The 23382-nt window shown below is 62.6% G+C and carries 22 protein-coding genes and 3 pseudogenes; 9 read left to right on the top strand and 16 right to left on the bottom strand.

The genetic code is table 11. The features are described 5' to 3' along the window. Window positions 1–74: 74 nt before the first annotated feature. Window positions 75–2021 (top strand): annotated as a pseudogene (locus tag ACH0CP_RS18195) (Tn3 family transposase); the annotation flags it as partial. A 388-nt stretch (window positions 2022–2409) separates the two neighbouring features. Here the strand turns inward: ACH0CP_RS18195 and ACH0CP_RS18200 are convergent. After that, on the bottom strand, window positions 2410–3942 hold the full coding sequence (locus ACH0CP_RS18200) for a catalase (protein ID WP_406890188.1): 1533 nt from the start codon (window positions 3940–3942) through the stop codon (window positions 2410–2412). 204 nt (window positions 3943–4146) lie between these two features. Continuing rightward, the gene (locus ACH0CP_RS18205; protein WP_006949122.1) at window positions 4147–4911 is read right to left on the bottom strand and encodes an IS6 family transposase; all 765 of its coding nucleotides are present in this window, start codon (window positions 4909–4911) and stop codon (window positions 4147–4149) included. Between the two features lie 33 nt (window positions 4912–4944). Here ACH0CP_RS18205 and ACH0CP_RS18210 point away from each other — a divergent pair, with 33 nt between their 5' ends. After that, complete coding sequence (locus tag ACH0CP_RS18210) at window positions 4945–5244, top strand: hypothetical protein (protein WP_406890186.1); 300 nt, start codon at window positions 4945–4947, stop codon at window positions 5242–5244. A 121-nt stretch (window positions 5245–5365) separates the two neighbouring features. After that, window positions 5366–6151, top strand: a complete 786-nt coding sequence (locus tag ACH0CP_RS18215; protein WP_063976435.1) for an SDR family oxidoreductase — start codon at window positions 5366–5368, stop codon at window positions 6149–6151. 355 nt (window positions 6152–6506) lie between these two features. On the opposite strand, the gene ACH0CP_RS18220 is transcribed toward ACH0CP_RS18215, so the two are convergent. The 6 genes and pseudogenes from ACH0CP_RS18220 to ACH0CP_RS18245 form a co-directional block, all read right to left on the bottom strand. Continuing rightward, entirely contained in the window at window positions 6507–7769 is a 1263-nt protein-coding gene (locus ACH0CP_RS18220; RefSeq protein ID WP_406890183.1) for a Y-family DNA polymerase, read from the bottom strand. Between the two features lie 4 nt (window positions 7770–7773). Then, a complete protein-coding gene (locus tag ACH0CP_RS18225; RefSeq protein ID WP_219750711.1) occupies window positions 7774–8208 on the bottom strand; it encodes a LexA family transcriptional regulator in 435 nt (144 codons plus the stop codon). A gap of 850 nt (window positions 8209–9058) precedes the next feature. Continuing rightward, complete coding sequence (locus ACH0CP_RS18230) at window positions 9059–9580, bottom strand: replication protein RepA (RefSeq protein ID WP_406893934.1); 522 nt, start codon at window positions 9578–9580, stop codon at window positions 9059–9061. 11 nt (window positions 9581–9591) lie between these two features. Continuing rightward, window positions 9592–10436 (bottom strand): annotated as a pseudogene (locus tag ACH0CP_RS18235) (IS3 family transposase); the annotation flags it as partial. A 306-nt stretch (window positions 10437–10742) separates the two neighbouring features. Continuing rightward, window positions 10743–12023, bottom strand: coding sequence for a cytochrome P450 (locus tag ACH0CP_RS18240; RefSeq protein ID WP_093068394.1), 1281 nt, complete (start codon window positions 12021–12023; stop codon window positions 10743–10745). 28 nt (window positions 12024–12051) lie between these two features. Next, window positions 12052–12372 (bottom strand): 2Fe-2S iron-sulfur cluster-binding protein, encoded by a 321-nt coding sequence (locus ACH0CP_RS18245; protein ID WP_350027614.1) that lies wholly within the window; start codon window positions 12370–12372, stop codon window positions 12052–12054. Between the two features lie 105 nt (window positions 12373–12477). Here ACH0CP_RS18245 and ACH0CP_RS18250 point away from each other — a divergent pair, with 105 nt between their 5' ends. Together ACH0CP_RS18250 and ACH0CP_RS18255 are read left to right on the top strand one after the other, a co-directional pair. After that, window positions 12478–13095 (top strand): TetR/AcrR family transcriptional regulator, encoded by a 618-nt coding sequence (locus ACH0CP_RS18250; RefSeq protein ID WP_046406470.1) that lies wholly within the window; start codon window positions 12478–12480, stop codon window positions 13093–13095. 339 nt (window positions 13096–13434) lie between these two features. After that, window positions 13435–13695 (top strand): annotated as a pseudogene (locus ACH0CP_RS18255) (transposase); the annotation flags it as partial. A gap of 499 nt (window positions 13696–14194) precedes the next feature. Here ACH0CP_RS18255 and ACH0CP_RS18260 read toward each other — a convergent pair. Together ACH0CP_RS18260 and ACH0CP_RS18265 are read right to left on the bottom strand one after the other, a co-directional pair. Continuing rightward, window positions 14195–14695, bottom strand: coding sequence for a hypothetical protein (locus ACH0CP_RS18260; RefSeq protein ID WP_046407082.1), 501 nt, complete (start codon window positions 14693–14695; stop codon window positions 14195–14197). A gap of 43 nt (window positions 14696–14738) precedes the next feature. Further along, window positions 14739–15302 carry a recombinase family protein gene (locus ACH0CP_RS18265; protein ID WP_046407080.1) on the bottom strand — a complete coding sequence of 188 codons (564 nt, stop codon included), beginning with the start codon at window positions 15300–15302 and terminating at the stop codon, window positions 14739–14741. 215 nt (window positions 15303–15517) lie between these two features. Here ACH0CP_RS18265 and ACH0CP_RS18270 point away from each other — a divergent pair, with 215 nt between their 5' ends. Continuing rightward, window positions 15518–16606, top strand: coding sequence for an NAD(P)H-dependent flavin oxidoreductase (locus tag ACH0CP_RS18270; RefSeq protein ID WP_406890059.1), 1089 nt, complete (start codon window positions 15518–15520; stop codon window positions 16604–16606). 94 nt (window positions 16607–16700) lie between these two features. On the opposite strand, the gene arsH is transcribed toward ACH0CP_RS18270, so the two are convergent. Genes arsH through ACH0CP_RS18290 form a run of 4 tightly spaced genes read right to left on the bottom strand, consistent with a single transcriptional unit; the run spans window position 16701 to window position 19506 of the window. Beyond that, entirely contained in the window at window positions 16701–17447 is a 747-nt protein-coding gene (gene arsH, locus ACH0CP_RS18275) for an arsenical resistance protein ArsH (RefSeq protein WP_406890057.1), read from the bottom strand. Then, window positions 17447–18733: an arsenic transporter gene (locus ACH0CP_RS18280; protein ID WP_406890055.1), complete on the bottom strand. Its 1287-nt coding sequence runs from the start codon at window positions 18731–18733 to the stop codon at window positions 17447–17449. The genes arsH and ACH0CP_RS18280 overlap by 1 nt, the downstream gene beginning before the upstream one ends. After that, on the bottom strand, window positions 18733–19161 hold the full coding sequence (gene arsC, locus ACH0CP_RS18285) for an arsenate reductase (glutaredoxin) (protein WP_406890053.1): 429 nt from the start codon (window positions 19159–19161) through the stop codon (window positions 18733–18735). Before arsC ends, ACH0CP_RS18280 begins: the two co-directional genes overlap by 1 nt. 12 nt (window positions 19162–19173) lie before the next feature. Beyond that, on the bottom strand, window positions 19174–19506 hold the full coding sequence (locus ACH0CP_RS18290; protein WP_406890093.1) for an ArsR/SmtB family transcription factor: 333 nt from the start codon (window positions 19504–19506) through the stop codon (window positions 19174–19176). 171 nt (window positions 19507–19677) lie between these two features. Between ACH0CP_RS18290 and parA the strand changes: the two genes are divergently transcribed. The 3 genes from parA to ACH0CP_RS18305 are packed head-to-tail and all read left to right on the top strand — an operon-like array spanning window position 19678 to window position 21337. Further along, entirely contained in the window at window positions 19678–20355 is a 678-nt protein-coding gene (gene parA, locus ACH0CP_RS18295) for a ParA family partition ATPase (protein WP_046407054.1), read from the top strand. A gap of 1 nt (window position 20356) precedes the next feature. Then, the gene (locus tag ACH0CP_RS18300) at window positions 20357–20626 is read left to right on the top strand and encodes a ribbon-helix-helix domain-containing protein (protein WP_406890051.1); all 270 of its coding nucleotides are present in this window, start codon (window positions 20357–20359) and stop codon (window positions 20624–20626) included. A 33-nt stretch (window positions 20627–20659) separates the two neighbouring features. Then, entirely contained in the window at window positions 20660–21337 is a 678-nt protein-coding gene (locus tag ACH0CP_RS18305) for a GIY-YIG nuclease family protein (protein ID WP_406890049.1), read from the top strand. A 132-nt stretch (window positions 21338–21469) separates the two neighbouring features. Here the strand turns inward: ACH0CP_RS18305 and ACH0CP_RS18310 are convergent, their stop codons facing one another. Continuing rightward, the gene (locus ACH0CP_RS18310) at window positions 21470–22345 is read right to left on the bottom strand and encodes a replication initiation protein (RefSeq protein ID WP_406890047.1); all 876 of its coding nucleotides are present in this window, start codon (window positions 22343–22345) and stop codon (window positions 21470–21472) included. Window positions 22346–22910: 565 nt separating this feature from the next. Next, entirely contained in the window at window positions 22911–23279 is a 369-nt protein-coding gene (locus ACH0CP_RS18315) for a type IV secretory system conjugative DNA transfer family protein (RefSeq protein WP_406890045.1), read from the bottom strand. Window positions 23280–23382 lie beyond the last annotated feature (103 nt).

Below are 23382 nucleotides of genomic sequence, written 5' to 3' on the forward strand. Positions count from 1 at the left end.
AGCGAGCCTGGTAGATCGCCATGTTCAATCTTTGTTCTTCAACATGGCCAAAATCGCAGCTTCGGGCCGACTGGGCCGTGTTCGCGCTCGTCGATCGGACAGCGCTGACCGACGCCGTCGCACAGGTGAACCTTCTCGCGCGGCCGAACGACGAGAGCTATTTTGTCGAGTTGCGCCGGCAGGCCGGGACGATGCGCTATCTGCCGAAGATGCTGGCAGCGCTCGATCTTGCAGCCGCGCCCGCAGGACAGCCGCTGCTCGACGCGGTCGACCACTTGCGAAGGGTTCACAGGGGCGAGAAGCGCCGTGGACCGGCACCAACATCGTTCGTCCCCAAGGGGTGGGGGCGCCAGTTGAAGAGTGATGACGGTACATTCGATCTGACCGGATACCGGCTTTGTACGCTCGACCGGCTACGCCGCGCCATTCGCCGTCGCGACGTCTTTCCTGTTCGCTCGCTTCGCTACGCCGACCCGCGCAAAGGCCTGCTGACAGGAGCCGCCTGGGAAGCGGCGCGACCGACGGTATGCCGCACGGTCGGCGTGGCGGTCGCTGGCGACGAGGAGATCGCCAGGCTGTCCGCGCGGCTCGATCTCGCCTACCGCGAGACAGCGGCGCGCGTACCGGACAACGATGCCGTGACCATCACGAAAACGGCGAGCGGCGCCGACCTGTCGATCGCACCGCTCGACAGGATCGACGAGCCACTCAGCCTCACCGATCTCCATAGGGCAATCGACGCGCGCTTGCCGCAGCTGGATCTTCCCGAGCTGATCCTGGAGATGCATGCGCGAACCGGTTTCGCGGCGGCGTTCACGCATGCCAGCGAAGGCAATGCACGCGCCGAGGATATAGCGACGACGATCTGCGCGGTGCTTGTCGCGGAGGCCACCAATACCGGATTCGAACCGCTTGTCCGTCCCGAGGTGTCCGCGCTGCGCCGGTCACGGTTGAGCTGGGTGAAGCAGAACTTCATCCGCGCCGAGACGCTGACCACAGCCAACGCGCTGCTGGTCGCGGCCCATAACAGGATACCACTGGCCCGCGTTTGGGGCAGCGGCGAGGTCGCCTCTGCCGATGGACTGCGTTTCACCGTGCCAGTCCGCACGATCCACGCCGGCCCAAACCCGCGCTATTTCGGGCGCGAACGCGGCATCACCTGGTACAATCTGGTTTCTGATCGCTTTTCCGGGCTGAATGCTCTGACGGTGCCCGGCACGTTGCGCGACAGCCTCTATCTGCTTGCCGTCGTGCTCGACCAGGAAACCGAATTGCGGCCAGGCGAGATCATGACCGACACAGCCGGCTACACCGACACGATCTTCGGCATTTTTCACCTGCTCGGGCTCCAGTTCTCGCCGCGCATCGCCGACATTGGCGGCGCGCGGTTCTGGCGTGTCGATGGCAAGGCCGATTATGGCGTGCTGGATGACCTCGCCGCGAATAGGATCAACACCAGGCTGATTGTCGAACATTGGGATGATCTCCTTCGACTGGCCGGATCGCTCAAACTCGGCGTCGTGCGCGCGACCGATCTCACCCGTGTCCTTCAGACCAATGATCGCCCCACCAGGCTGGCACGTGCCCTTCAGGAGCTTGGCCGCCTCATCAAGTCACTCTACATGCTGCGGTTCATCGACGACGAAACCTACCGGCGCCGGATCCTGGTCCAGCTCAATCGCGGCGAGAGCCGCCACCTGCTTGCCCGCACCATATTCCACGGCAAGCGCGGTGAACTTCGCCAGCGCTACCGCGAAGGGCAGGAGGATCAGCTCGGCGCGCTCGGGCTCGTCGTCAACCTGGTCGTGCTCTGGAACACGATCTACATCGACGCGGCGGTCAGCCAGCTACGCGCCGAAGGCCATGTGATCCTGGACGAGGACGTCGCCCGCCTCTCGCCGCTTGGTTCCAGGCACATCAACATGCTCGGGCGCTATGCCTTCACCATTCCCGACATCGTGGCGCGCGGCGAGTTGAGGCCGCTACGCGATCCTGGTGCCACAGGTATCGACGATGCTTGAAGCCCCTTATGTAGGTTTTCTGTTCCGTTGCTACTCAAACCCCTAACCCAGCGCGGTCAGCGCACTGCTGAGCCGGACCGCGCCTCGCTCGACTTCGCCCTCGGCGCCGTCAACCGCTTACTGGACGCTATCGGCAGCGAAGTCGTGCGCGAAGCCGCGTAAAGTGAATGGGGGTCTCGCCGTCCGGCGCCAATGCCGGATTGGCGAGGCACCCGTCATTTCAAATGCCTGGAATAGAATAGACGGTCACACAGCGAGCGACAGCTTTCCGGAGCCTCTCCGCGCCGTATCCGAGCGCCTTTCGCTCCTTGTCGTCCAGATCGTCCAGTTCGGGCTGAAGCTGGAGCCCCGAAGCGGGCTCCAGCTTTTCGACGCCCGACGGTCGAAATCAGGCGGGCAAAGGTACCAAAGGGTTGCCGAACATCGGATCGGCTTCCTTGGATGCCAGGGCCTTGCCCAGGTCGATGCCTAGCGCCTTGGCCACGCCGGCGCCATAGGCCGGATCGGCCGCGTTGCAGTTGCGGATGTGGCGAAACTTGATGAACTCCGGCGCGTCACCCATGGCGCGGGATGTGTTGCCGAACAGGGCTTCCTGCTGCGCCGGTGTCATCAGCCGGAACAGCTTGCCAGGCTGCTCGAAATAGTTCGTGTCGTCCTCGTGATAGGACCAGAACTTGGCATCGCCGTTGATCTTCAGCGGCGGTTCGGCAAACTCGGGCTGGCCCTGCCACTGGCCGAAGCTGTTGGGCTCGTAGTGCGGCAGGCCGCCGTAATTGCCATCCACGCGGCCGGTGCCGTCGCGGTGGTTGCTGTTCACCGGGCAGCGGGCCTTGTTCACCGGAATCTGGTGGTAGTTGGCGCCCAGGCGGTAGCGCTGCGCATCGGCATAGTTGAACAGGCGCGACTGCAGCATGCGATCGGGGCTGGCCCCGATGCCGGGCACCAGGTTGCCGGGCGCGAAGGCGGCCTGCTCGACGTCGGCGAAGAAGTTCTCCGGATTCCTGTTCAGTTCGAACTCGCCCACCTCGATCAGAGGATAGTCGCCCTTGTACCAGACCTTGGTCAGGTCGAACGGGTGCAAGCGGTACTGCTCGGCATCGGTCTCGGGCATGACCTGAACGTACATTTTCCACCTGGGGAAGTCGCCGCGCTCGATGGCATCGTAGAGGTCGCGCTGATGGCTTTCGCGGTCCTTGCCGACCAGGGCCTCTGCCTCGGCGTCGGTCAGGTTCTTGATTCCCTGCTGGGTGCGGAAGTGCATCTTGACCCAGAAACGCTCGCCGTCCTTGTTCCAGAAACTGTAGGTGTGCGAGCTGAAGCCGTGCATATGACGGTAGCTTGCGGGAATACCGCGGTCACTCATCACAACGGTGACCTGGTGCAGCGCCTCGGGAACCAGCGTCCACCAGTCCCAGTTGTTGGTGGCCGAGCGCAGGTTGGTGCGGGGGTCGCGTTTGACGGCCTTGTTCAGGTCGGGGAACTGGCGCGAATCGCGGATGAAGAACACCGGCGTGTTATTGCCGACCATGTCCCAGTTGCCCTCCTCGGTGTAGAATTTGAGGGCAAAACCGCGGATGTCACGCTCGGCGTCGGCAGCGCCGCGCTCGCCGGCCACCGTGGTGAAGCGGGCGAACATCTCGGTCTTCTTGCCCACTTCGCTGAAGATCCGCGCGCGGGTGTACTTGGTAATGTCCTTGGTCACCGTAAAGGTGCCGAAGGCGCCCGAACCCTTGGCGTGCATACGCCGCTCCGGGACAACTTCCCGCACGAACCCGGCCAGCTTCTCGTTGAGCCACACGTCCTGCGCGAGCAGGGGGCCGCGAGGACCGGCGGTCAGACTGTCACGGTTGGTGACCACGGGCGCACCAAAATCCGTGGTCAAATGGGTTACGGGGCAACGCTTGGTGTCATCTTTTTCCATCACGGGTTCCTCTCGAGAAATCACCAGCGGTGCGCCGATTGGCCGCCGGCGGTAGAATAGCGGTTTACAGGGAAATCATGATACGCATCGGCGGCATCATGTCCAATCCTCTTGCGCGAGATCGGGCTTTCCTCAGTAGTCGCTAATGTTCAGGCTCTGTTGCAAACATGGGGCACGGCCGCGCGGCGTCACCCAGTTGGGGGATTAGGCAGCATTGGCGAAATGCTTATTGAGCATAATCATGGTTTCGGTCAGGGCCGAGGGTCCAATTCCGAATGCTCTTTCAACCAGGCGCACCTCCCCCATGATACCTGGCTGCAGGCACCATGCCTGGGCCTGTCCTTTGCGTAGGGCGCGCATGACCTCGAAGCCCTTGATCGTGGCGTAGGCCGTTGGCATCGACTTGAAGCCACGTACCGGCTTGATCAGCATCTTCAGCTTGCCGTGGTCGGCCTCGAGCACGTTGTTCAGATATTTCACCTGCCGGTGCTCGGTTTCCGCCGCCAGTTTGCCTTCGCGTTTCAGCTCAGCGATTGCTGCGCCGTAGCTGGGTGCCTTGTCGGTATTGAGTTTGGCCGGCTTTTCCCAGTCCTTCAGGCCACGAAGAGCTTTGCCCAGAAAGCGCTTCGCCGCTTTGGCGCTGCGTGTCGATGACAGATAGAAATCAATCGTGTCGCCCCGTTTGTCGACCGCCCGGTACAGGTAGGTCCATTTGCCCCGCACCTTTACGTAGGTCTCATCCAGACGCCAGCTCGGATCAAAGCCGCGCCGCCAGAACCAGCGGAGACGCTTCTCCATCTCCGGCGCGTAGCGCTGCACCCAGCGATAGATCGTCGTATGATCGACATCGATCCCACGCTCGGACAGCATTTCCTCGAGATCACGGTAGCTGATGCCGTATCGACAATACCAGCGCACCGCCCATAGGATGACCTCGCCGGTAAAATGCCGTCCTTTGAAATCGTTCATCGCAACTGACCTTGACAGTACATGAGCCCAATCTTGGAAACCGTGTCAGAGTTTGCAACAGAGCCGGTTATTTGTCGTGTGAAGGCGGTCGCGCGGAACACTGGATTGAGCTTTCATTACGGTCACAACCAGACAAACGACATCGTATCCTTTCGCCTGATCGGGAACGACTATGAGATCGAAGCCGTAAATTTTACCGGAACGTCGAAATATGATATTCGCCTATATGCTCGATCTAAAGACAGTGCGGCTCAGTTCTCGGCGAAGCAGCGGTTTGTCGCCCTTACAGGTGACCTGAAACGCAGTGACCCATCCTGCCGCAACGGCAGCTAACCACCACTTTTTGCCATTCCGGAATGGCGCGCGGCCTCGAGGCGCGCCCCCTTATGTAGGTTATCTGTTCCGTTGCTACTCAACCCTCCAAAACCGCCCTATACAAGGCTCTGGAAAACGCGTGAAACCGCTGGCGATCAAGAACTCGTGGGTGCTGGTCACAGGGGCTTCGACCGGTTTGGGCAGAGCGTCCGCCCTCCGCTTGGCGGCATCGTACCAGGCCAAGCCCCTGATTGTTGGACGAAGGCTCGACAACTTGCGGGAGCTACAGACCGAAATTGACGAGCGGTTCAATGTGCCGTGCGAGATTATAGTGGCTGATCAACGTGAAATCGAGGGCAGGGAGAAAATCGCGGCTAAGGTTGCAGAATTGCAAGTAACAGCCGCTTTGTTGGTTGCCGGAATGACGAGCGTTGGTTCATTTGATGCAGGCCGTGCCGACACTTATGCCGAGGTAATTGAAACAAACATACTCGGTTTCACGGATTTGCTGGCTCGCCTGATTGCGATTTTCAGGGAGCAGCCGTTTGAATCCTCAGTAATCGCCGTGTCGAGCCTGGCGGGCGAAACATCCGTGCCCTTCCAAGCGGTCTACGGCGCGTCGAAAGCCTATGTGAGCACCCTCATCCGAGCGCTTTCCGTGGAGCTTGCCGGGACGGGAGTGAGTGTTGGGTCTTTTGCACCCGGTGGAATCGACACAGACATGGCTGCCCTCAGCGATTTGAAGTGGGGGAGGTTGGGTTTGATGGACGTTGACCGGTGCGCGGCCCATGCAGTCCACGCTCTGGTTTATCGGCAATCCTTCGCCATACCGGGGATGGGCAACCAGCTCACATATTTGGCGAGCAGGGTTCTACCTCGATCGTTGGTCAATCGGATTGCCGCCCTCCCATATCGGCGCCCGTAGGGCGGCACCACATAAAAGGGGCAGGAAAGCCTGCGAATAGCATCTGCTGGCATCGTACCGGATTTGTTCGCCCTTAGCGTGCAGATACGTCACTTTCGTGTAGTCACCCCTATCTGGCCGAGTGGTGCGGGCGCAGGGAGCGAAGCGACTGAGCCTCGGTCGGCCTGATAGCCCTTGCAGGGGAGAGGGGGGCAGCGTCCCCCTCTCCCCACTACGGCGCGTCTGCGCCGTCGGATTTCTGCCATGTGGGTCCAAACCCGTCAGGGCCAAGACCGCTTGCGGGCTTGGGGAGCGAAGCGACTAGGGGCCACGGTGACGCGCGTAGCGCGGCAGGCGTCGAACCCTTCTTCGTCCTTCACCTGGCTACGGGAATCTCCGCAAAATTGGTGGTCCACGACGGGCTTTTCTGGCTGCGCCGCGTGTCACTCGGTTTCGCGCCGCACCCTTGCGCCGCGATCTTGATGGTGTCCCGGCCAAACCGGGCGTTGATACCGTCCAATGCCGCCAGCAAAGCCGGTGCGCGTGGATCAGGCTGGGCGAATAGGTCGGCCTGGGCGGCTCCCTCCGGGGTCAGCTCCTCCAACAGCACGCCGCATTTCGTATAGACTCCGCCTTGAACAAACATCTGGTCCACCATCCGCGATGTGTGCGCGATGATGACGCGCGGGTCGTTGCTTGCTGGCGACAGCCGCACCGATCGGGAAGCGGACGGCGGGTTCGGGCGATGCTTCGATCCATGCGCGAACGCGATCAGGCGTTGCGCCACCAATCCCCTAGCTCTGATCTTCTCGGCTGCGCGTCCAGCTCGCCGCGCCATTGCCTCGCGTAGATCGTCAACCGATGTGACGGGCGCCCCGAACTGGCGCGTCACGGCGGTAGCCTTCATCGCATCCGGCTCCGGTTTGAAGTCGTCGCACTCGATGCCGTTAAGCTCGCGAACAAGGCGCTCGAGAACGACGGTCCCCACGTCGCGCGCGACCGCTGGCTCCATCGCAACGAGGTCGCTGGCAGTCCGCACGCCAAGCCGTTGCAGCGAGGCAGTCAGGGCCTTGCCGATGCCCCACACCTCGCCAACCGGCCATTCGGCAAAGAGGCGTCGGCGCAACTCCTCGTCGTGGAGGTCCACCACGCCATTCCAGACCTTCTCGGTCGCCTTGGCGAGCGCGTTGGCAACCTTCGATAGCGCGCGGGTCGGCCCTAAGCCGATGCGCGTCGGAAGCCCGACAGTCCGTAGGATAGAGGCGCGGACCTTATGCGCGGCGCGCACGTCGCCGCGCCCGTTTGCCAGCAAAGGGAGACGGAAAAAGCTCTCGTCTATCGAGTAGATTTCGACGGTATCGCTATGCTCGGCCAGCACCATGTTGAACCGCCTGTTGAGGTCGGCGTACAGTTCATAATTGCTCGATCGGACCTGTATGCCGTGCTTGCGGATCGTGTCGCGCAGCAGGAACAGCGGGTCGCCCATCTTAATATGCAGCGCCTTGGATTCTTCGCTCCTGGCGATCGCGCAACCGTCGTTGTTGCTCAACACGATCACCGGGACGCGCCGCAAGCTGGGGTCAAAGACGCGCTCGGCCGACACGTAAAAATTGGAAATATCAACGATCGCCCACGTCACGGCGCTATCTCAAAAAGTCGCGGACGCTCGCGCGAACGACGCCCCATACCTCAACCGGGTCGGCCGCGATCGTCGGTGCATAGTTCTGCCGCGCATTGCGGGCCTCAAGGTACGGCACGCCGTCGCGCGCTACCAACTGGCGGCACACAAACCCGCCATCGACTACCGCGATCACGATATGCCCTGGCATCGGGTTTCGGTCCCGATCGACCACGACAACATCATGGTCATTGATACCGGCCTCGATCATCGACGTGCCGCTGATCCGAAACACGAAACTGCCCGCGCGATTGAGCCTAAGCAGCTCGGCAAGATTGATGGCGTCCTCCTCCCAATCTTGGGCCGGGGAGGGGAAGCCGGCACCCGCTGCGCCGATGATCCGAAGCCGAAGCGACGGCGAAACCTCTGCGAGCGGGACCGGCTGCATGAGTGGCAGCATACGAGAATCCCTTTCGCCCCATTGTACCGCGCCGGAACAGAATGGGAACAGGGTTGTCGCACAGGTCGCCGCATTGTCTTTTTCAGGCCGCATCCTGCGGCCCCTGTTGGATTTCACCGCGCGACCGGCTATATGGGAGTTCGACTTTCACTCCCTCCTGCGGGCGAGCGAAACCGGGCTTGGATGGGTTGCCGCCCTCCAAGCCCATTTCATTTCTGGCGGCGCTGGCCCCGATCCTTCCTTCACTGACCTATCCGCTGGGCCTTCGTTCGATGTGGGCGCTGCCGGAACCGCTTGGCTCCTTCGGAAGCCATCGCGGCGGCTTGCCGCCGCGTCCTGCCTTTTCGTCCAGCTCGTCCGGTTCTGGTTCTCGATCGCTCTCGCCACTCTCCGAAGCGAGACGCCAGTGATGGAGGATTCAATAACGCCGGCCGTAGGCCGTCATCAAAGGGGGATGCCGGGTGGGACGACCGCGCGAAGCGTGGTCGGGCGAGCGAAGCGAGGAGCCGGCGGGGGCGTAGCCCCCAAGAGGCGGTGCTGACCCTCGGGTCTGGATTTCCACGTATCGTCTTGCGCGTCGATCCGCCTTTGCGACTTGTCCACAGGCACGCCGCTAAAGGAAGGGGTATAGGTTTCTATAGGTTAGGGGGGTCCGATCATCACCGAAAACGCGAGTCGTCTCGGGTCCGATTATCACCGCGCAAGGGGTCCGATCATCACCGCAATAGGGTCCGATTATCACCACCTCGGATTTGCCAAAGGGGGTCCGATTATCACCGGCTGCGGAGGGGGTCTGATTATCACCACCACCAAGGGGGTCCGATTATCACCGGCCCCCTTGGCGCTGTTCCTATGCGGCGCGAAGGCGTTTGGCGGTAACGGGATCGACGGCCGGGGCCGATTTGCGGAAGGTCACGCCACCACGGACCACCTCGACGTTTGCCCCCGGATAGACGCTCAATGCCTGGGCGAGCGCCTTTCTAAACTTCTTCTTGAAGTCGGCCAGTGCATCCGCCCCGACATACTCTTGGCCGAACTGATCCTTTAGGAGCCACCAATTCAGCGTCAGGGGTGCGCCGATGCGGTAGAGCCGCTGCACAAGGAACAGATACACGTCCATCGCCAATGCCGAACTGCGAAGCGCCGACAGGGCCTCAAGGTCGATCGGTACGGCGTGGTCCCGTAGCGTCTCGAAAAACCGCCTTCCAAGGATCAAGCGCGACGGCCAAAGCGAACGCTGGCCTTCCTTCCCCGGAAGCCAAGCGTCGAACTGCTCGACCGGGCTTCCGTCGAACGTCGATGCAATATCGCCGGACGTGAAACCGATAGTCATCTGGCAAGCTGCGAGTGCCTGTAGCTGGGTCCGAAACATGCGGAATCCCTGCTCAGGATCGCCAGGCTGGTCAGCTCGGTGCCGTTGTCGCTGACGATCATCAGCGGCGGTACGCCTCTGACGGCGATGATGGCGTCGAGCTCCCGAGCAACACGCGCGCCTGACAGCGAGGTGTCGGCCACCAGCGCGAGGCATTCGCGCGTGAAGTCGTCGACCACCGCCAGGATGCGGATGCGCCGGCCGCTGATCAGCGTGTCGCTGACGAAGTCGAGGCTCCAGCGCTGGTTCGGTCCCTGTGGCAGCGTCATGGGTGCTCGGGTGCCCATCGCTCGCTTGCGGCCACGCCGACGCCTGACCCGCAGGTTCTCCTCGCGGTACAGCCGCAGCAGCTTCTTGTGGTTCATGACCAGACCCTCGCGAGCCAGCATGATCCCCAGCCGCCGGTAGCCGAAGCGCCGACGTTCCGCCGCGATCTCGCGCAGCCGCGACCGCAGGTCGCCATCATCACTACGCCGGGGCGCGTAGCGCACCGACGTTCGATCTACGCCGAAGATAGTACACGCCCGACGCTCGCTGATGCCGAACAACTGCCGAGCATGCTCGACAGCCTTCCGTTGAGCGGCGGGCCTCACCAGTTTTTTGCCGCGACTTCCTTCAGCACGGCATTGTCGAGCATGGCGTCGGCCAACAGCCGTTTGAGCCGGCCGTTCTCCTCCTCGAGCACCTTCAGCTTGCGCGCCTGCGACACGTCCATGCCGCCGTACTTGGCCTTCCACGCGTACAGCGTCGCGCTGCTGATCCCGTGCTTGCGACACACATCGGCGGTCTTCATCCCGCCTTCCTGCTCGCGCAGCACCGCGATGATCTGCTCCTCGCTGAACCTGGTCTTCTTCACGTCCGTCTCCTCACGAAGGCGGACTCTAGCTCAAACTGGCAGAGTTTCAGGGGAGCACGTCACAATCAGCCCTGTAGCGCAACTCAGTTGCAGCGGCCTCCAAACCCAACACCGACTTCTTTAACACAATTGGGTCAATACCGCCCCCTTTAGCTGTTAAGGTGCGGCGAGCGCTATCAAAGACCCGTGACGTCGCTCCAAATCAGCTTCCACTGTCTAAGCGCCCGGTCGGCAGGTCTCGGTGGCATGTCTTAGCCAACGCGGCCGCTGCTTACCGAACGTTCCTCAAAAGAGTGGGGCAAAATTTCAATAGCGGCGCGGGATGACGACGCGCATCGATTCATAGCCCTTCACGAAGTTCGAGCGCACCCGCTTGGGCTCCGCGACCACGTTGATCTCGGGAAAGCGCTTCATGATCTCTTCCCACACGATCTGCAGCTGCAATTCGGCGAGGCGATTGCCGACGCAGCGGTGGACGCCGAAGCCGAACGAGATGTGCTGCCGCGGGCGCGCACGATCGATGATGTAATCGTTCGGACGCTCGATCACTTCATCGTCGCGGTTGCCCGACACGTACCACATGACGACCGTGTCATCTTTCTTGATCTGCTGCCCGCGGAACTCGACATCGCGGGTGGCGCGGCGCTTCATGTGCGACAGCGGCGTTTGCCAGCGGATCGTTTCCGACACCATCGACGGCAGCAGCGACGGATCGGCCATCAGCTTGGCATATTGATCGGGGTTCTTGGACAAGGCGTAAACCGAGCCGGTCATCGTGTTGCGGGTGGTATCGTTGCCCCCCACCGTCAGCAGCATCACGTTGCCGAAATATTCCATCGGCGACATGTCGCGCGTCGCGGGATCATGCGCGAGCATCGAGATGAGGTCGCCCGTCGGCTCGGCGTTGACGCGCTCATTCCACAGCTGTGTGAAATAGGCATGATAGTCGCGGAAGATGCCCATCTTCTGCTCGCGTGTCTCGACCACGCCATGCCCTGGCTCGGCGGTGACCACGTCGGACCAATAGGTCAGCTTGCGGCGATCCTCCTGCGGCATGCCGAACAGCGTCGCGAGCGTCATCGCGGTGAGCTCCATCGACACCTTGTCGACCCAGTCGAACTCCTCGCCGATCGGCAGCCCGTCGAGGATCGCGGCGGCGCGCTCGCGGATCAGCGGACCCAGGATCTGGAGGTTGGTGGGCGACACCGCGGGGCTTACCGCCTTGCGCTGCACGTCGTGCTTGGGCGGGTCCATCGCGATGAACATCGCCAGCCCTTCGAGTTGCGGCGTTTCGCCGGGCGCAAGCGGCGGGACCATCATGATCCCCGGCTCCGACGAGAAGGTCTGGTGATCGATGTCGACCGCCATGATGTCGTTATATTTGGTCACCGACCAGAACGGCCCATAAGCGCTTTCGGCAGTGTAATGCACCGGCGCCTCGGCGCGCAGCCGCTCGAAATTCCACCACATCTCGTCGGCGGCAAACAGCTCAGGGCGTGACGGATCCAGCTTGTCGAGCGGGGTCGCGTAAGCGGCGTCGCGGGCGGGATTGGTGGCGGCGAAGGCGGCAGTGGCGGCGGTGCTCATGCGACGGGTCCTTCCAGGATGATGGGGCTCAGTGCTGACTTTCGGGCATGGTGACGACCAGCCCGTCGAGCGCGGGCGTAACCTCGATCTGGCACGACAGGCGGCTGTTGCTTTCCACGTTTTCAGCAAAGTTCAGCATCTCGGCTTCCTGCTCGGTGCGCTCGCCCGTCGCCGCCAGCCAGTCCGGATCGACATAAACGTGGCACGTCGCGCAGGCGGCGGCGCCGCCGCAATCGGCATCGATCCCGGGCACGCCGTTCTTCACCGCGCCTTCCATCACGCTCCAGCCGTCGGTGACCTGCTGTTCATGACGCGTGCCGTCGTGTTCGACGTAGATGATCGTTGCCATCGCTTCCTCCCCGCCCCATCCCGTCAATGACATGGATGGTTTTTCATATCGCTACAGCTTGTGTCGCTTCAGCCATTACTTGCGGCGTAATCTTTATTGGCAAGCATGACAATAGACGTCGAGCAGCCTGTCCGCCGGCGCCGGCCCGCCGACCAGGTACGCCAGCTTGCACTGGAATGCGCACGACGATTGCTGCTGCAGCACGGACCCAGCGCGATCACGCTCCAGGCAGTGGCAGGTCAGCTGGGCATGACGCATGGCAACGTGACGCACCATTTTGGCAGCGCCAACGGGTTACAAGGGGCGCTGGCGGAGGCGATGATCCGCGATCTGGTCGATGCGGTGCAGGCCGCACTGGCGGGGCTGCGCGCAGGTGAGACCGATGTGCGCGACGTAATTGACCTGGTCTTTGACGCGTTCGACGCGGGTGGTGCGGGGCAGCTGATCGCGTGGCTGGCGTCGTCGGGGCACCGCGACCGGCTGGTTCCCCTTTGTCTGACGGTAGCCGAACTCGCCACGACGCTGGAGCATCCCGCTGTGGACCAGCAAGCCGAGGCGAGGCGTGTGGGAAGGATCATCTCCGCCGTGATCGTGCCGGCACTGGGCGCAGCGCTGCTTGGACGTGAGCTGGCCGGCGCGCTGCGCTTGGGTGACGACGCGTTCCGCGTGCTGGCGACCGATCAGATTTCCACGATCGGCGAGGAACAGCCGCCTACGCTATGAAGGTGGGGTAATCGCAGGAGCGAGCTGCCTGGATCAGCGATGGCCTGAATGCAGGTGGCTGGTCGCCGATAGATGAAGGTGTGGGCTTGCGGCTTTGATGCGGCGCCTGGCTCTCCACCCTTTCTCTATATAGCAGCACAAGTGGTGCGGGCGGTGCACCACTTTTGTTGTTTTATGGCCCTCCCGGCGGGGCGGAGTGCACCTTACCCTCTTAGCAACCACAACAGGACGGGGACGATGGATCAAATCGACGGTGTCCGCCGTCAGCGCCAATGGCACAGATTTGAGGTTGTGATGTAAGGAGGATCTGGGCTTCGTCGTAGTGACGAAGGAACGAAGATGAAGCCCAGATCCTCCAATGCAAAATCGTCGACGAAGGCCCCTGCAGAGCAGGTGGTGAAGGACATCCGGCGCCAGACCCGTCGCCACTTCTCGGCCGAGGACAAGATCCGCATCGTGCTGGAAGGCCTGCGCGGCGAGGACAGCATTGCCGAGCTGTGCCGCAAGGAAGGCATCGCACAGAGCCTGTATTACACCTGGTCGAAGGAGTTCATGAAAGCTGGCAAGCGGCGCCTGGCGGGCGACACCGCCCGCGCTTCGCCTTCAACGATCAGAATGGTGTTGCTGCCGATCGGCTTGCTCTGTCCCACGCCGTCTACTCGTTCACTGTTGCGGCATCTCCAAGCCGCGCTTCCAATTCAAACACCAAACCCTCCGGCCGGTATCGAAGCTGGTGCCCGGCAAGAAACGGGCGCCAGAAGTGCCCTTAGGATATTCGAAGGGCAGCCAGTAGGCGCTCAGGCGGTAGTAGCTGACATGGCGTAACCAGTGCTCGGCCCGCACCACGTCGGGGATTGCCATGCCTTCGGCCTGGAGGTGTTGGAGCTGCTGCGCGATCGTCGTCGCGGGTTTTGTGAAGGGGCGTGGCACCCATCCTGCTTAGCAGGGCAAAAAAAGACCCGCCAAGTGTGCATACCCTTGCGGGCAGAGGCCTGGCGGGTTCGATTAACCCCGAGATATGAGCGAAAACCCAACAAAGCAATAACGACTAGCCCGTTTTTGGGGCGGCCCCTTGCAGCAGCTACGATCTGGCCGTTCTTCACCGAATCCAAGCATGAATCGATGAGCTACCATCGAGCATGCTGAGCGGGGTGGGCGTGATCCAGTCGGCGCCCAACACGGGATAAGGTCCGTAGAACAAGTCGCCAAGAGCGCGTCGATAGTGCGCATTCATCCAGCGCCGGCGCCGATGCTCCGGGCCATCGTGGATCATGTGACACCGCTGGCACAGTGCCGCCAGCTGGTGGAGCGTGCTGTCGCTAGGGTCGTGGTTGAGGTGCGCACAGGCCAGCACCACCGGCGTCCACGCACCGTGCACCAGGATGTCCTCTGTCGGCCGTCGCACGCGTCGACCTTGGCCATCGCGCCAGCAATGCCGCTTCCGGTCCCACCATCGTCCATCCCGCATATGGAATACTTTTTGCCCATGGGGGCGCCCGCAATGCTCGCAGCATCCCCCTGCCCGCACGAAGCGCACATGATGAGAGAGCTGGGGCCAGTCGATCGGATACAGGAACACATGTTCGGGACGGATCGGCATCAGGCCTCCCCCTCCGGCGCGTCGGGCTGCGGGGTGGTCAGCATCACGGGGTCAATGCTGCGGCGGTCAGCGCCCGGTAGAGCGTGGCATGGTGACACTTGAGGAGCTTGGCCGCTTCCCGCACCGACGTGCCCTCGCTCACCAACCATTCGCCAAGGGCAATCTGATCGGGGGTGAGCTTGGGCGGGCGGCCGAACCGGACCCCCCTCGCCTTCGCCGCGACCCGCCCGCTGCTGGTGCGCTGGTGGATCAGCTCGCGCTCGAACTCGGCGATGCCGGCGAACACGGTCAGCACCATGCGACCCGCAGGCGAGGTCGTATCCGCCCAAGGCTCGGCCAGCGAGCGCAGGCCGGCGCCGACCTCCTTCAGCTTCTCGGCAATGTCGAGCAGGTCGCGAGTGGAGCGTGCCAGCCGGTCGAGCCGCGTCACCACCACCGTGTCATCGTCGCGCAGCTGCTCGATCATTTTGGCCAACTCGGGCCGATCACGCTTCGCGCCCGACACCTTCTCCTCGAACGTCCGCTTGCACCCCGCCTCCTTTAACGCGGCGCGTTGCAACCGGAGATCTTGGTCATCAGTGGACACACGGGCGTAGCCGATCAGCATGTCGCAAAACTGTATCAGAAAACAAATATTATGCTATCGACTTTTGCGACGCCAGCGTACGAGAGAATACGAGCGTTGAGGGCGCTGTCGCGAAACTCAGCACATTTGCGACAGGCGAGCGGAAGCTGCCGATTGGCAAGCATGCCACTATCGCCCGTTCACAGGCTCAACGCGGTCGCTCATAAGCAGCCACAACGTTCGCGTTGAGGTATCCGATGCCCGCTTCCCTGTTCGACCGGATTGGCCTTTGTGTACCCATCGTGCAGGCTCCCATGGCGGGAGTGTCCACGCCTGCCCTTGCAGCCGCGGTGTCCAACGAGGGTGCGTTGGGCTCGATCGGAGTTGGAGCGACGGACGCTGCCGGCGCGCGCGCCATGATCGAAGAGACACGTTCGCGAACCGATCGCTACTTCAACGTCAACCTGTTCGTCCATCAGCCCGCTCAGCCGGATGCAGCTCGGGAGACGGCATGGCTGGAGTTCCTCCAACCTCTGTTCGCCGAGTTCGGTGCCCAGCCGCCTGCGACGCTCCGCACGATCTACAAGAGCTTCGCCGAGGATCCCGACATGCTGGCGATGCTGCTCGATCTGGCGCCGCCCGTGGTCAGCTTTCACTTTGGATTGCCGCCCGCCGACACGCTCTCGGCGCTGCGCTCGCGCGGCATCACCCTCATAGCGACCGCGACGAGCCTTGAGGAAGCAGTCGCGATCGAGGCGGCGGGAATCGACGCGATCGTCGCACAGGGAATCGAGGCGGGCGGGCATCGCGGCGTCTTCGATCCAACAGGCCATGACGACGCGCTCAGCATGGGCGTGCTGACACGGTTACTGGTACGAAAATCAAGGTTGCCGGTGATCGCGGCGGGCGGGATCATGGACGGTGCCGGCATTGCTGCCGCGCTCGATCTCGGCGCAGCCGCAGCGCAGCTCGGCACTGCGTTTGTGGCCTGCCCCGAGTCCGCTGCGGACGCGGCCTATCGCGCTGCCCTGACCGGCCCTGGCGCCTACCACACCACGCTGACATCGCTGGTTTCTGGTCGCCCGGCGCGCGCGCTGGCCAATCGCTTCACGGCACTGGCCGATCAGCTCGCTGAGCAACTGCCGCCCGCCTACCCCACCGCCTACGACGCCGGGAAGGCACTCCACGCCGCTGCCAAGGCGCGGGGCGAGCATGGCTTCGGCGCGCAATGGGCGGGACAGGGGGCCCCGCTCACCCGCGCCATGCCTGCCGCGGAACTAATTCACGCCCTGCAAGCGGAACTGGAATGCTGCCGAGCTTGTCCGAGTCCAAATCAAGGCACGTGATAGGGCGGTGCCGAGCCAGAGACCACACGATCCGCCCAATCTGTCGCTTGCAGGGACATACGCGACGACAGGAAGTCAGGACTTTGGCGACGGGTTACCGCTGTGGCGCAATCGCGATGCTGGACAGATCGGTTGCTGCATCGACCGGCACGCCGGCTTGCTTGCGTTCGGAGTAGCGATCGACCAGCTGGGCGGCATGGGGCCGCATCAGCACGGTGAAGCGCACCAACTCCTCCATCACGTCCACGATACGATCATAATAGCTCGACGGCTTCATGCGGCCGGCCTCATCGAACTCTTTGTAGGCCATCGCGACCGAGGACTGGTTCGGGATGGTGAACATTCGCATCCAGCGGCCGAGCAGACGCAGCGTGTTGACCGCGTTGAACGACTGCGATCCGCCGGACACCTGCATCACGGCCAGCGTGCGTCCCTGGGTCGGGCGCATTCCTTTCATCTCCAGCGGCAGATGATCGATCTGCGCCTTCATGATGCCGGTGATCTGGCCGTGCCGCTCCGGACTGCACCACACCTGACCTTCTGACCACAACGCCAGTTCGCGCAGTTCGTGGACGGCAGGATGATCGTCGCCCGGTACCTGATCGGGTAGCGGCAGCGTCGAGGGATCGAATATCCGTGTTTCGGCGCCAAACAGGCGTAACAGGCGGGCGGCTTCCTCAGCCGCGAGCCGCGAGAACGACCGTTCGCGCAGACTTCCGTAGAGCAGCAGGATACGCGGCGCGGGATCGTTCGGGCCGAGGCCCAGCGCGGGGCGCTCACGGATGAACGCCGGATCGAGCGCCGGCAGATGGTCAGGTTCGGACAAGTCGCGGAGAGGCATCAGGCGATCCCAATTCGCAGCGCGAGGGCCGCAAGCGTGATGAGTAGGACGGGGACGGTAAGCGTCACTCCGACGCGGAAGTAATAGCCCCACCCGATCCGCACGCCTTTCTGCCCGAGGACATGGAGCCACAGAAGCGTTGCAAGCGATCCGATCGGCGTCAGCTTGGGGCCAAGGTCGCAGCCGATCACGTTGGCGTAGATCATCGCTTCCTTGACCGCGCCCGTAGCATGGGCCGCGTCGATCGACAGCGCGCCGACCAGCACGGTCGGCATGTTGTTCATCACCGACGACAGGACAGCCGCGATCACGCCGGTGCCAAGCGCTGCGCCCCACACACCACCTTGCGCGGTCCGATCGAGCAGCGCGGCCAGGTGGTCCGTAAGGCCCGCATTTCGCAGGCCATAGACAACGAGGTACATGCCCAGCGAGAAGATCACGACCTGCCACGGCGCACCGCGCAGCACCTTGCCGGTCTGGATCACATGGCCCCTGCCTGCGATCACCAGCAGCAGGATTGCACCGGCAGCAGCAACGGCACTGATCGGCACGCCGAGCGGTTCGAGCAGGAAGAAGCCGGCAAGCAGCAGTGCAAGCACGACCCAACCGGCGCGGAAGGTCGCGCCATCGCGGATCGCTTCGCTCGGGTGTCGGAGCGCGCCCACGTCATAGGCTTGCGGAATGTCGCGGCGGAAGAACAACAGCAGCGCACCCAGCGTGGCGGCGATCGACACCAGATCGACCGGTACCATCACGGACGCATACTCGCCGAAGCCGATCCCGAAGAAGTCGGCCGACACGATGTTGACGAGGTTTGAGACGACCAGCGGCAAGCTGGCCGTGTCGGCGATGAAGCCGGCGGCCATGACGAAGGCGAGCATCGCCTTGGTGCCGTATCCCAGCGCCCGCAGCATGGCGATGACGATAGGCGTCAGGATCAGCGCCGCACCGTCATTGGCGAATAGCGCGGACACCGCAGCGCCGAGCAGCACGACGAGCGCGAACAGCAGTTTGCCGTTGCCCCTACCCCAGCGGGCGACATGAAGCGCCGCCCATTCGAAGAATCCGGCTTCATCGAGCAGCAGGCTGATGACGATGATCGCGACGAATGCACCCGTCGCGTTCCAGACAATGTCCCACACCACCGGCACGTCGGACAGGGAGACGACGCCAGCCAGCAGCGCCACGACGGCCCCGCCCACCGCGCTCCATCCGATGCCCAGACCCCTGGGCTGCCAGATGACGAGCGTGATCGTGGCGACGAAGATCAGGACGGCAAGGAGCATCAGGCGATGCGCTGGCCCGACGCGTCCACCACCTGTTCGCCGTCCTCCTTCACGAAGGCGCCGAGCTGGCCCGCCGGCAGCAGATCAAGCACCGCCTCGGAGGGGCGGCAGAGCTTCACACCGAGCGGCGAAACGACCAGCGGTCGGTTGATGAGGATCGGGTGCTCCATCATCGCATCGATCAGCGCGCCTTCGGACAGCGACGTGTCGCCCAGACCCAGTTCAGCATAGGGCGTCCCCTTTTCGCGCAGCAGATCTCGCGGGGTCATGCCGGCTCGGTCGATCAACTCGACCAGCAGCGCGCGCGCGGGCGGGGTTTTCAGATACTCGACAACGTGTGGCTCGATGCCGGCGTTGCGGATCAGGCCAAGGGTGTTGCGGGAGGTGCCGCACTCAGGGTTGTGATAAATGACGATGTCGACAGCCATGCGGGCGTCCTTTCAGCAGCAGGGAGCGAGTTCGGCGACGAGCGGCGCGCACAACTCCGCGTTGCCGGCACAGCAATCCTTGACCAGGAACAGTGTCAGTGCGCGCAGGCCGTCCAGATCGGCTCGATAGATGATGGATCGACTGCGCCGCTCGGAGCGGACGAGGCCGGCGCGGGCAAGAATGCCGAGGTGCGCCGACATGGTGTTTTGCGGCACGTCCAGCTGGCGTGCGATTTCACCCGCGGCAATGCCCTCTGGTTCATGGCGCACCAGCAGCTTGAAGGTATCTAGGCGCGTGCCTTGTGCAAGCGCCCCCAAGGCAGAGATGGCCGAATCAGAATCCATATATCTAGCATAGCAGATATATATCCGCCACCAAAGCCGGCACTGTTGCGACGCTTGGAAGTCAGGATCTGCGCGACAAGCATGAGTCGAGCCGTTCACAGGTGGGATTGCTATCCTGACCACACGTCCTCTATCCATCATGTTCACACGCGAACACGTTCAGGTGGCCACATGAAGACCATATCTATCATCAGCCAGAAGGGTGGAGCGGGTAAGACCACGCTTGCGATCCACCTTGCCGGCGCTGCCACCAGTGCGGGTCTGTCTGCGCTGATCCTCGACGCGGACCCGCAAGCGACCGCCAGCCAGTGGAATCACTGGCGAGGCGGCGCGGACCCTGAGGTCGTGGATTGTGCCTCCCCTACCCTCCTTCCGCGCAAGGTGCAGCAAGCGGCCGATCTAGGCGCGGATCTGGTCATTATCGACACGCCCCCACACGCGGACATTATGGCGCGCGAGGCGTGCAAGGCCGCGGACCTGATCCTCATTCCGTGCCGTCCCCAGGCCTTCGACTTGTCAGCGGTCGAAACGACGGCCGAGCTGGTGAAGGCAGCAGGTAAGCCGGCCTTCGTGCTCTTCATGGGCGGCCCTCAGCGTGCACCAACTACTTACCGGGACGCGCGCGAGTTGATCGAGGGCAGCGAAGGCGTGGAGGGCATGGGCGTGCCGGTCGCGCCCGTCATGCTCACTATGCGCGCGATCTATCACCACAGCACGGCGCAAGGGAAAACCGCGATGGAGGCGGAGCCGGACGGCAAGGCGGCGGAGGAGATTGCTGCGCTATGGACGTGGACACGAGAACGTGTGAACTTGTCCACAGGTAAGAAGAGCAGGAAGAAGCGAGGCTGACATGAGCAAATTTGGTGCCATGAGGCAGCAGCGCGCAGAACGCGCGAAGGTGGAGCCGAGCGCCTTGGCTCCTCCCATCGAGGATGCGGCGCCGGTCCGATCGGCGGCGCGGCAGGGCAAGAAGGCGGTGAGCGCATACTTCAGCCCGGAGGTCAGCCGGGGCCTAAACGTGCTAGCGGCGGAGAACGGAACTACCCTCCAAGCCTTGATGGGCGAGGCGATCGACCTCCTGATGCGCCAGTACGGCAAGCACCCGTTCGGGGAACGGTGACGTAGCTACGAAAGAGGAGGGGGTGAAGCATCTATGGGTGAGCCGCTGCCTCCCGGCGAGCGTCTGCCGGTCCATCAGGTCACTGCCGGACTGAGCACCAAAGCAGACCAAATCCGTGGCCTCGCGCGAGCTGGGTACTTGCGTACGGAAATCGCTGTCCAACTCGGCATTCGTTATCAACACGTTCGGCAGGTTCTCGAACGCTCAGGGATCGATCTGGGCCGGAAGCAACGCGCCAATGCCTCCGGTCCGGAATTTCGATCGCTGGCCAAGGAACGGCCGAAGCCTGAGGCGGCTATCGCAAACGAGCCGATCCCGGCTTCCCGCCTTATTGACGCAGGGTTCATTCGGATTGGGCAGTGGACTTCGATCAGCGATGAGGCTTTTGAACCTGATTGCATCGTGCCGGCAGACGCCGGTGTCTATGCGTTCGTGGTGGACGGGATCATCCGCTATATAGGACTGACCCAGCGTGGTTTGCGGGGCCGCATGGCACATTATGTTCGCGGTCACGCCCGGCAGCGCACTAGTGCGCGCATCAAAGGCCTTATCCTGACGGCGCTTAATGCAGGCAGCCGTGTCGAGATCCTGATCGCGACCCCTGAGGACACAACGTGGAACGGGCTTCCGGTGCTGACCGCGCCAGGGTTGGAAGCGGGGTTGATCCGAATGATCCGGCCTGATTGGAACATGCAAGGGCTGGGTGAGTGAGCGTCATCTGAGGTAGCGCCCAGATTGTTGCATGCTCACGTGTTGACGTGTGGACACGATATCATGACGGCATGTGAACACGCAGCCTGTAAACCTGGCAGCAGGCTTTTCGGTGAGTTTTGGGGTAGCGGCTCACCTTTCGGTCGGCGCGCTAAAATCCACCAGCACCGGCAGCTCGGCTGCCAGCCCGCGCATCTTGGCGCGACGGACGACGCTGTGCTGGTCGATCAGGCTTTGCGCGTCCCGCTTCCCGCTGGAAGTTTTCGGGAACCAGTGGAGCGCAATCCGCTCGACTTTGCGGCCCTTTTTGATGGGGGTGAAATCGACGTAAAAGGGGCAGAGCTTGTTGATCTCCTCTACCGCCACCTTGAGGCAGTATTTATTGAGATCGGCGAACCGCTCCAGCTTGCCAGCGGGCACGTTGAGCAGCCCGCGCAGCTCCTCAATCGTAAACTCCTCCGTCTGCTTGTATTCGAGGCCGATCCGTCGCTCGATCATCTCGTAGAGGCACAGGGCGTATTTAGACTCGAAGCAATACATCACCTGCGTCTTGAGACGGGCATACACCTCGCTGTTCCGCAGGATTTCGATCAGTTCCTCAGGGATGCGGTAGTGGAGGAAGCCGTCCTTCTCCAAGCTTTCGTCGCTCGGGCCGAGGAGCTGCACACGGCGCTTGTAGCTCTTGCCGCTCTTGCGGATGGTGACGATTGCGATCGTGCCCATCAGGCGGAGCAGGGAGGCCTCAATCCGCTCGTTACCTTGATGCGTGCCTTTCAGCGCCGACTTGGCAATCCGATGGACGATCGGTTCGCCGATCCGCTCCCAGGCATTGGCGATCAGCAGATTGTAGGTTCGGCGATCGGCGAGAGTGAGGGGACTTAGCTCGACAATATCGACCAACTCGCCCGGCTTTACGATCTCGCCATAATGAGAGGGATTGAAGGGGTTGCCCTTGCCTCGCTGAGTTAGGGTGCGGAACGATCCATCTGCAAGCGTGGGCTGGGGCATGGGCGTGTCTCAAAGGTGAGCGGTAGCTATTGCTGCGCTCACCTTAACACGAAAAGTGAGTTGGGCAATCTAGTTGGCTCCCCGATCTACGGTGAGGAGATACCCCAAAACTCACCGTCAATTTCCTGGATACCCTAAGGCTCACCAGAATCGACCCGAACGCTCACCTTAAGCCGCCCCAACGCTCACCGATGGTTACCCCAAGGCTCACGCGAATCGGCCCTAACCCTCACCATTAGAGCTGATTTCTGTCGGTTTTCCGCGGCCTTCGAGCGCCTGAATCTTGAATCTAGAAGAATAATTGAATCAGAAGGTGACGGGTGAGTTTTGGGGTAAGCCACTCCTGTGGACAAAGCACAGGCAAATGCAGAATTGACCTATCGGCCAATGCGCCTTTGATCCGTGCCGGCTATCGCCGTCACCAGCGCGGCCTGACGGCCGCAGGGCTTCCCAGAGAAGCCAGGCGGAACCGGTGGTGTGTGCCTTCAGCGTTCCGCCAGCGGAGAAGGCGGTGAGGCGCCACCCCAAAGCTCACCTTTCGTCTTCCGGGGATCGGTGTGTGCGATCACGCCGGATCGAACAGGCCGGCGAACTCGCGCTGGTCATAGTAGCGGACCTTGCTGGCCCACAGCGGGCGCTCGCCCTGGCGCAGCAACAGGAGCGTGTCGGCGGGCATCCGCATGATTTCGTCCGGCGTGACGAGCCGCCGCGCCGTGACGTGCGTGCTGAGGCTCTCCGAGGGACCGGCGCGATTATCTCCCCAGCCAGTACCGCGCGACGTGCTGAGGGTCGCATATTCCAGCGTCGTGTCGCCGATCGTGCGTGAGAGCATGTCGGCGGTGGCATGGTCGTTGACCCCGAACGTCTGGACCACGCCGGCATTGGACAGGAAGGTGCCGGCGCGCTCGCCATAAAGTGCGCGGAGCTGGTGCATGTCCTGGAGGATCGGCCAGAGCTGAAGAGGGCATCGCGTGGAAGGTACGCCAGACAACGCTAAGCGAGAACATTTCAAGAACCGCATGATGGCCGTTACCGCC

Origin of the sequence: Sphingomonas sp. 179-I 2A4 NHS, assembly GCF_045369135.1 — a bacterium.
Taxonomy (GTDB): Bacteria; Pseudomonadota; Alphaproteobacteria; order Sphingomonadales; family Sphingomonadaceae; genus Sphingomonas.

Coding starts and splice junctions, on each gene's coding strand:
- ACH0CP_RS18200 (WP_406890188.1), bottom strand. CDS start 3,942: ATGGAAAAAGATGACACCAAGCGTTGCCCCGTAACCCATTTGACCACG.
- ACH0CP_RS18205 (WP_006949122.1), bottom strand. CDS start 4,911: ATGAACGATTTCAAAGGACGGCATTTTACCGGCGAGGTCATCCTATGG.
- ACH0CP_RS18225 (WP_219750711.1), bottom strand. CDS start 8,208: ATGCTGCCACTCATGCAGCCGGTCCCGCTCGCAGAGGTTTCGCCGTCG.
- ACH0CP_RS18230 (WP_406893934.1), bottom strand. CDS start 9,580: ATGTTTCGGACCCAGCTACAGGCACTCGCAGCTTGCCAGATGACTATC.
- ACH0CP_RS18240 (WP_093068394.1), bottom strand. CDS start 12,023: ATGAGCACCGCCGCCACTGCCGCCTTCGCCGCCACCAATCCCGCCCGC.
- ACH0CP_RS18245 (WP_350027614.1), bottom strand. CDS start 12,372: ATGGCAACGATCATCTACGTCGAACACGACGGCACGCGTCATGAACAG.
- ACH0CP_RS18250 (WP_046406470.1), top strand. CDS start 12,478: ATGACAATAGACGTCGAGCAGCCTGTCCGCCGGCGCCGGCCCGCCGAC.
- ACH0CP_RS18260 (WP_046407082.1), bottom strand. CDS start 14,695: ATGCCGATCCGTCCCGAACATGTGTTCCTGTATCCGATCGACTGGCCC.
- ACH0CP_RS18265 (WP_046407080.1), bottom strand. CDS start 15,302: ATGCTGATCGGCTACGCCCGTGTGTCCACTGATGACCAAGATCTCCGG.
- ACH0CP_RS18270 (WP_406890059.1), top strand. CDS start 15,518: ATGCCCGCTTCCCTGTTCGACCGGATTGGCCTTTGTGTACCCATCGTG.
- arsH (WP_406890057.1), bottom strand. CDS start 17,447: ATGCCTCTCCGCGACTTGTCCGAACCTGACCATCTGCCGGCGCTCGAT.
- ACH0CP_RS18280 (WP_406890055.1), bottom strand. CDS start 18,733: ATGCTCCTTGCCGTCCTGATCTTCGTCGCCACGATCACGCTCGTCATC.
- arsC (WP_406890053.1), bottom strand. CDS start 19,161: ATGGCTGTCGACATCGTCATTTATCACAACCCTGAGTGCGGCACCTCC.
- ACH0CP_RS18290 (WP_406890093.1), bottom strand. CDS start 19,506: ATGGATTCTGATTCGGCCATCTCTGCCTTGGGGGCGCTTGCACAAGGC.
- parA (WP_046407054.1), top strand. CDS start 19,678: ATGAAGACCATATCTATCATCAGCCAGAAGGGTGGAGCGGGTAAGACC.
- ACH0CP_RS18300 (WP_406890051.1), top strand. CDS start 20,357: ATGAGCAAATTTGGTGCCATGAGGCAGCAGCGCGCAGAACGCGCGAAG.
- ACH0CP_RS18305 (WP_406890049.1), top strand. CDS start 20,660: ATGGGTGAGCCGCTGCCTCCCGGCGAGCGTCTGCCGGTCCATCAGGTC.
- ACH0CP_RS18310 (WP_406890047.1), bottom strand. CDS start 22,345: ATGCCCCAGCCCACGCTTGCAGATGGATCGTTCCGCACCCTAACTCAG.
- ACH0CP_RS18315 (WP_406890045.1), bottom strand. CDS start 23,279: ATGCACCAGCTCCGCGCACTTTATGGCGAGCGCGCCGGCACCTTCCTG.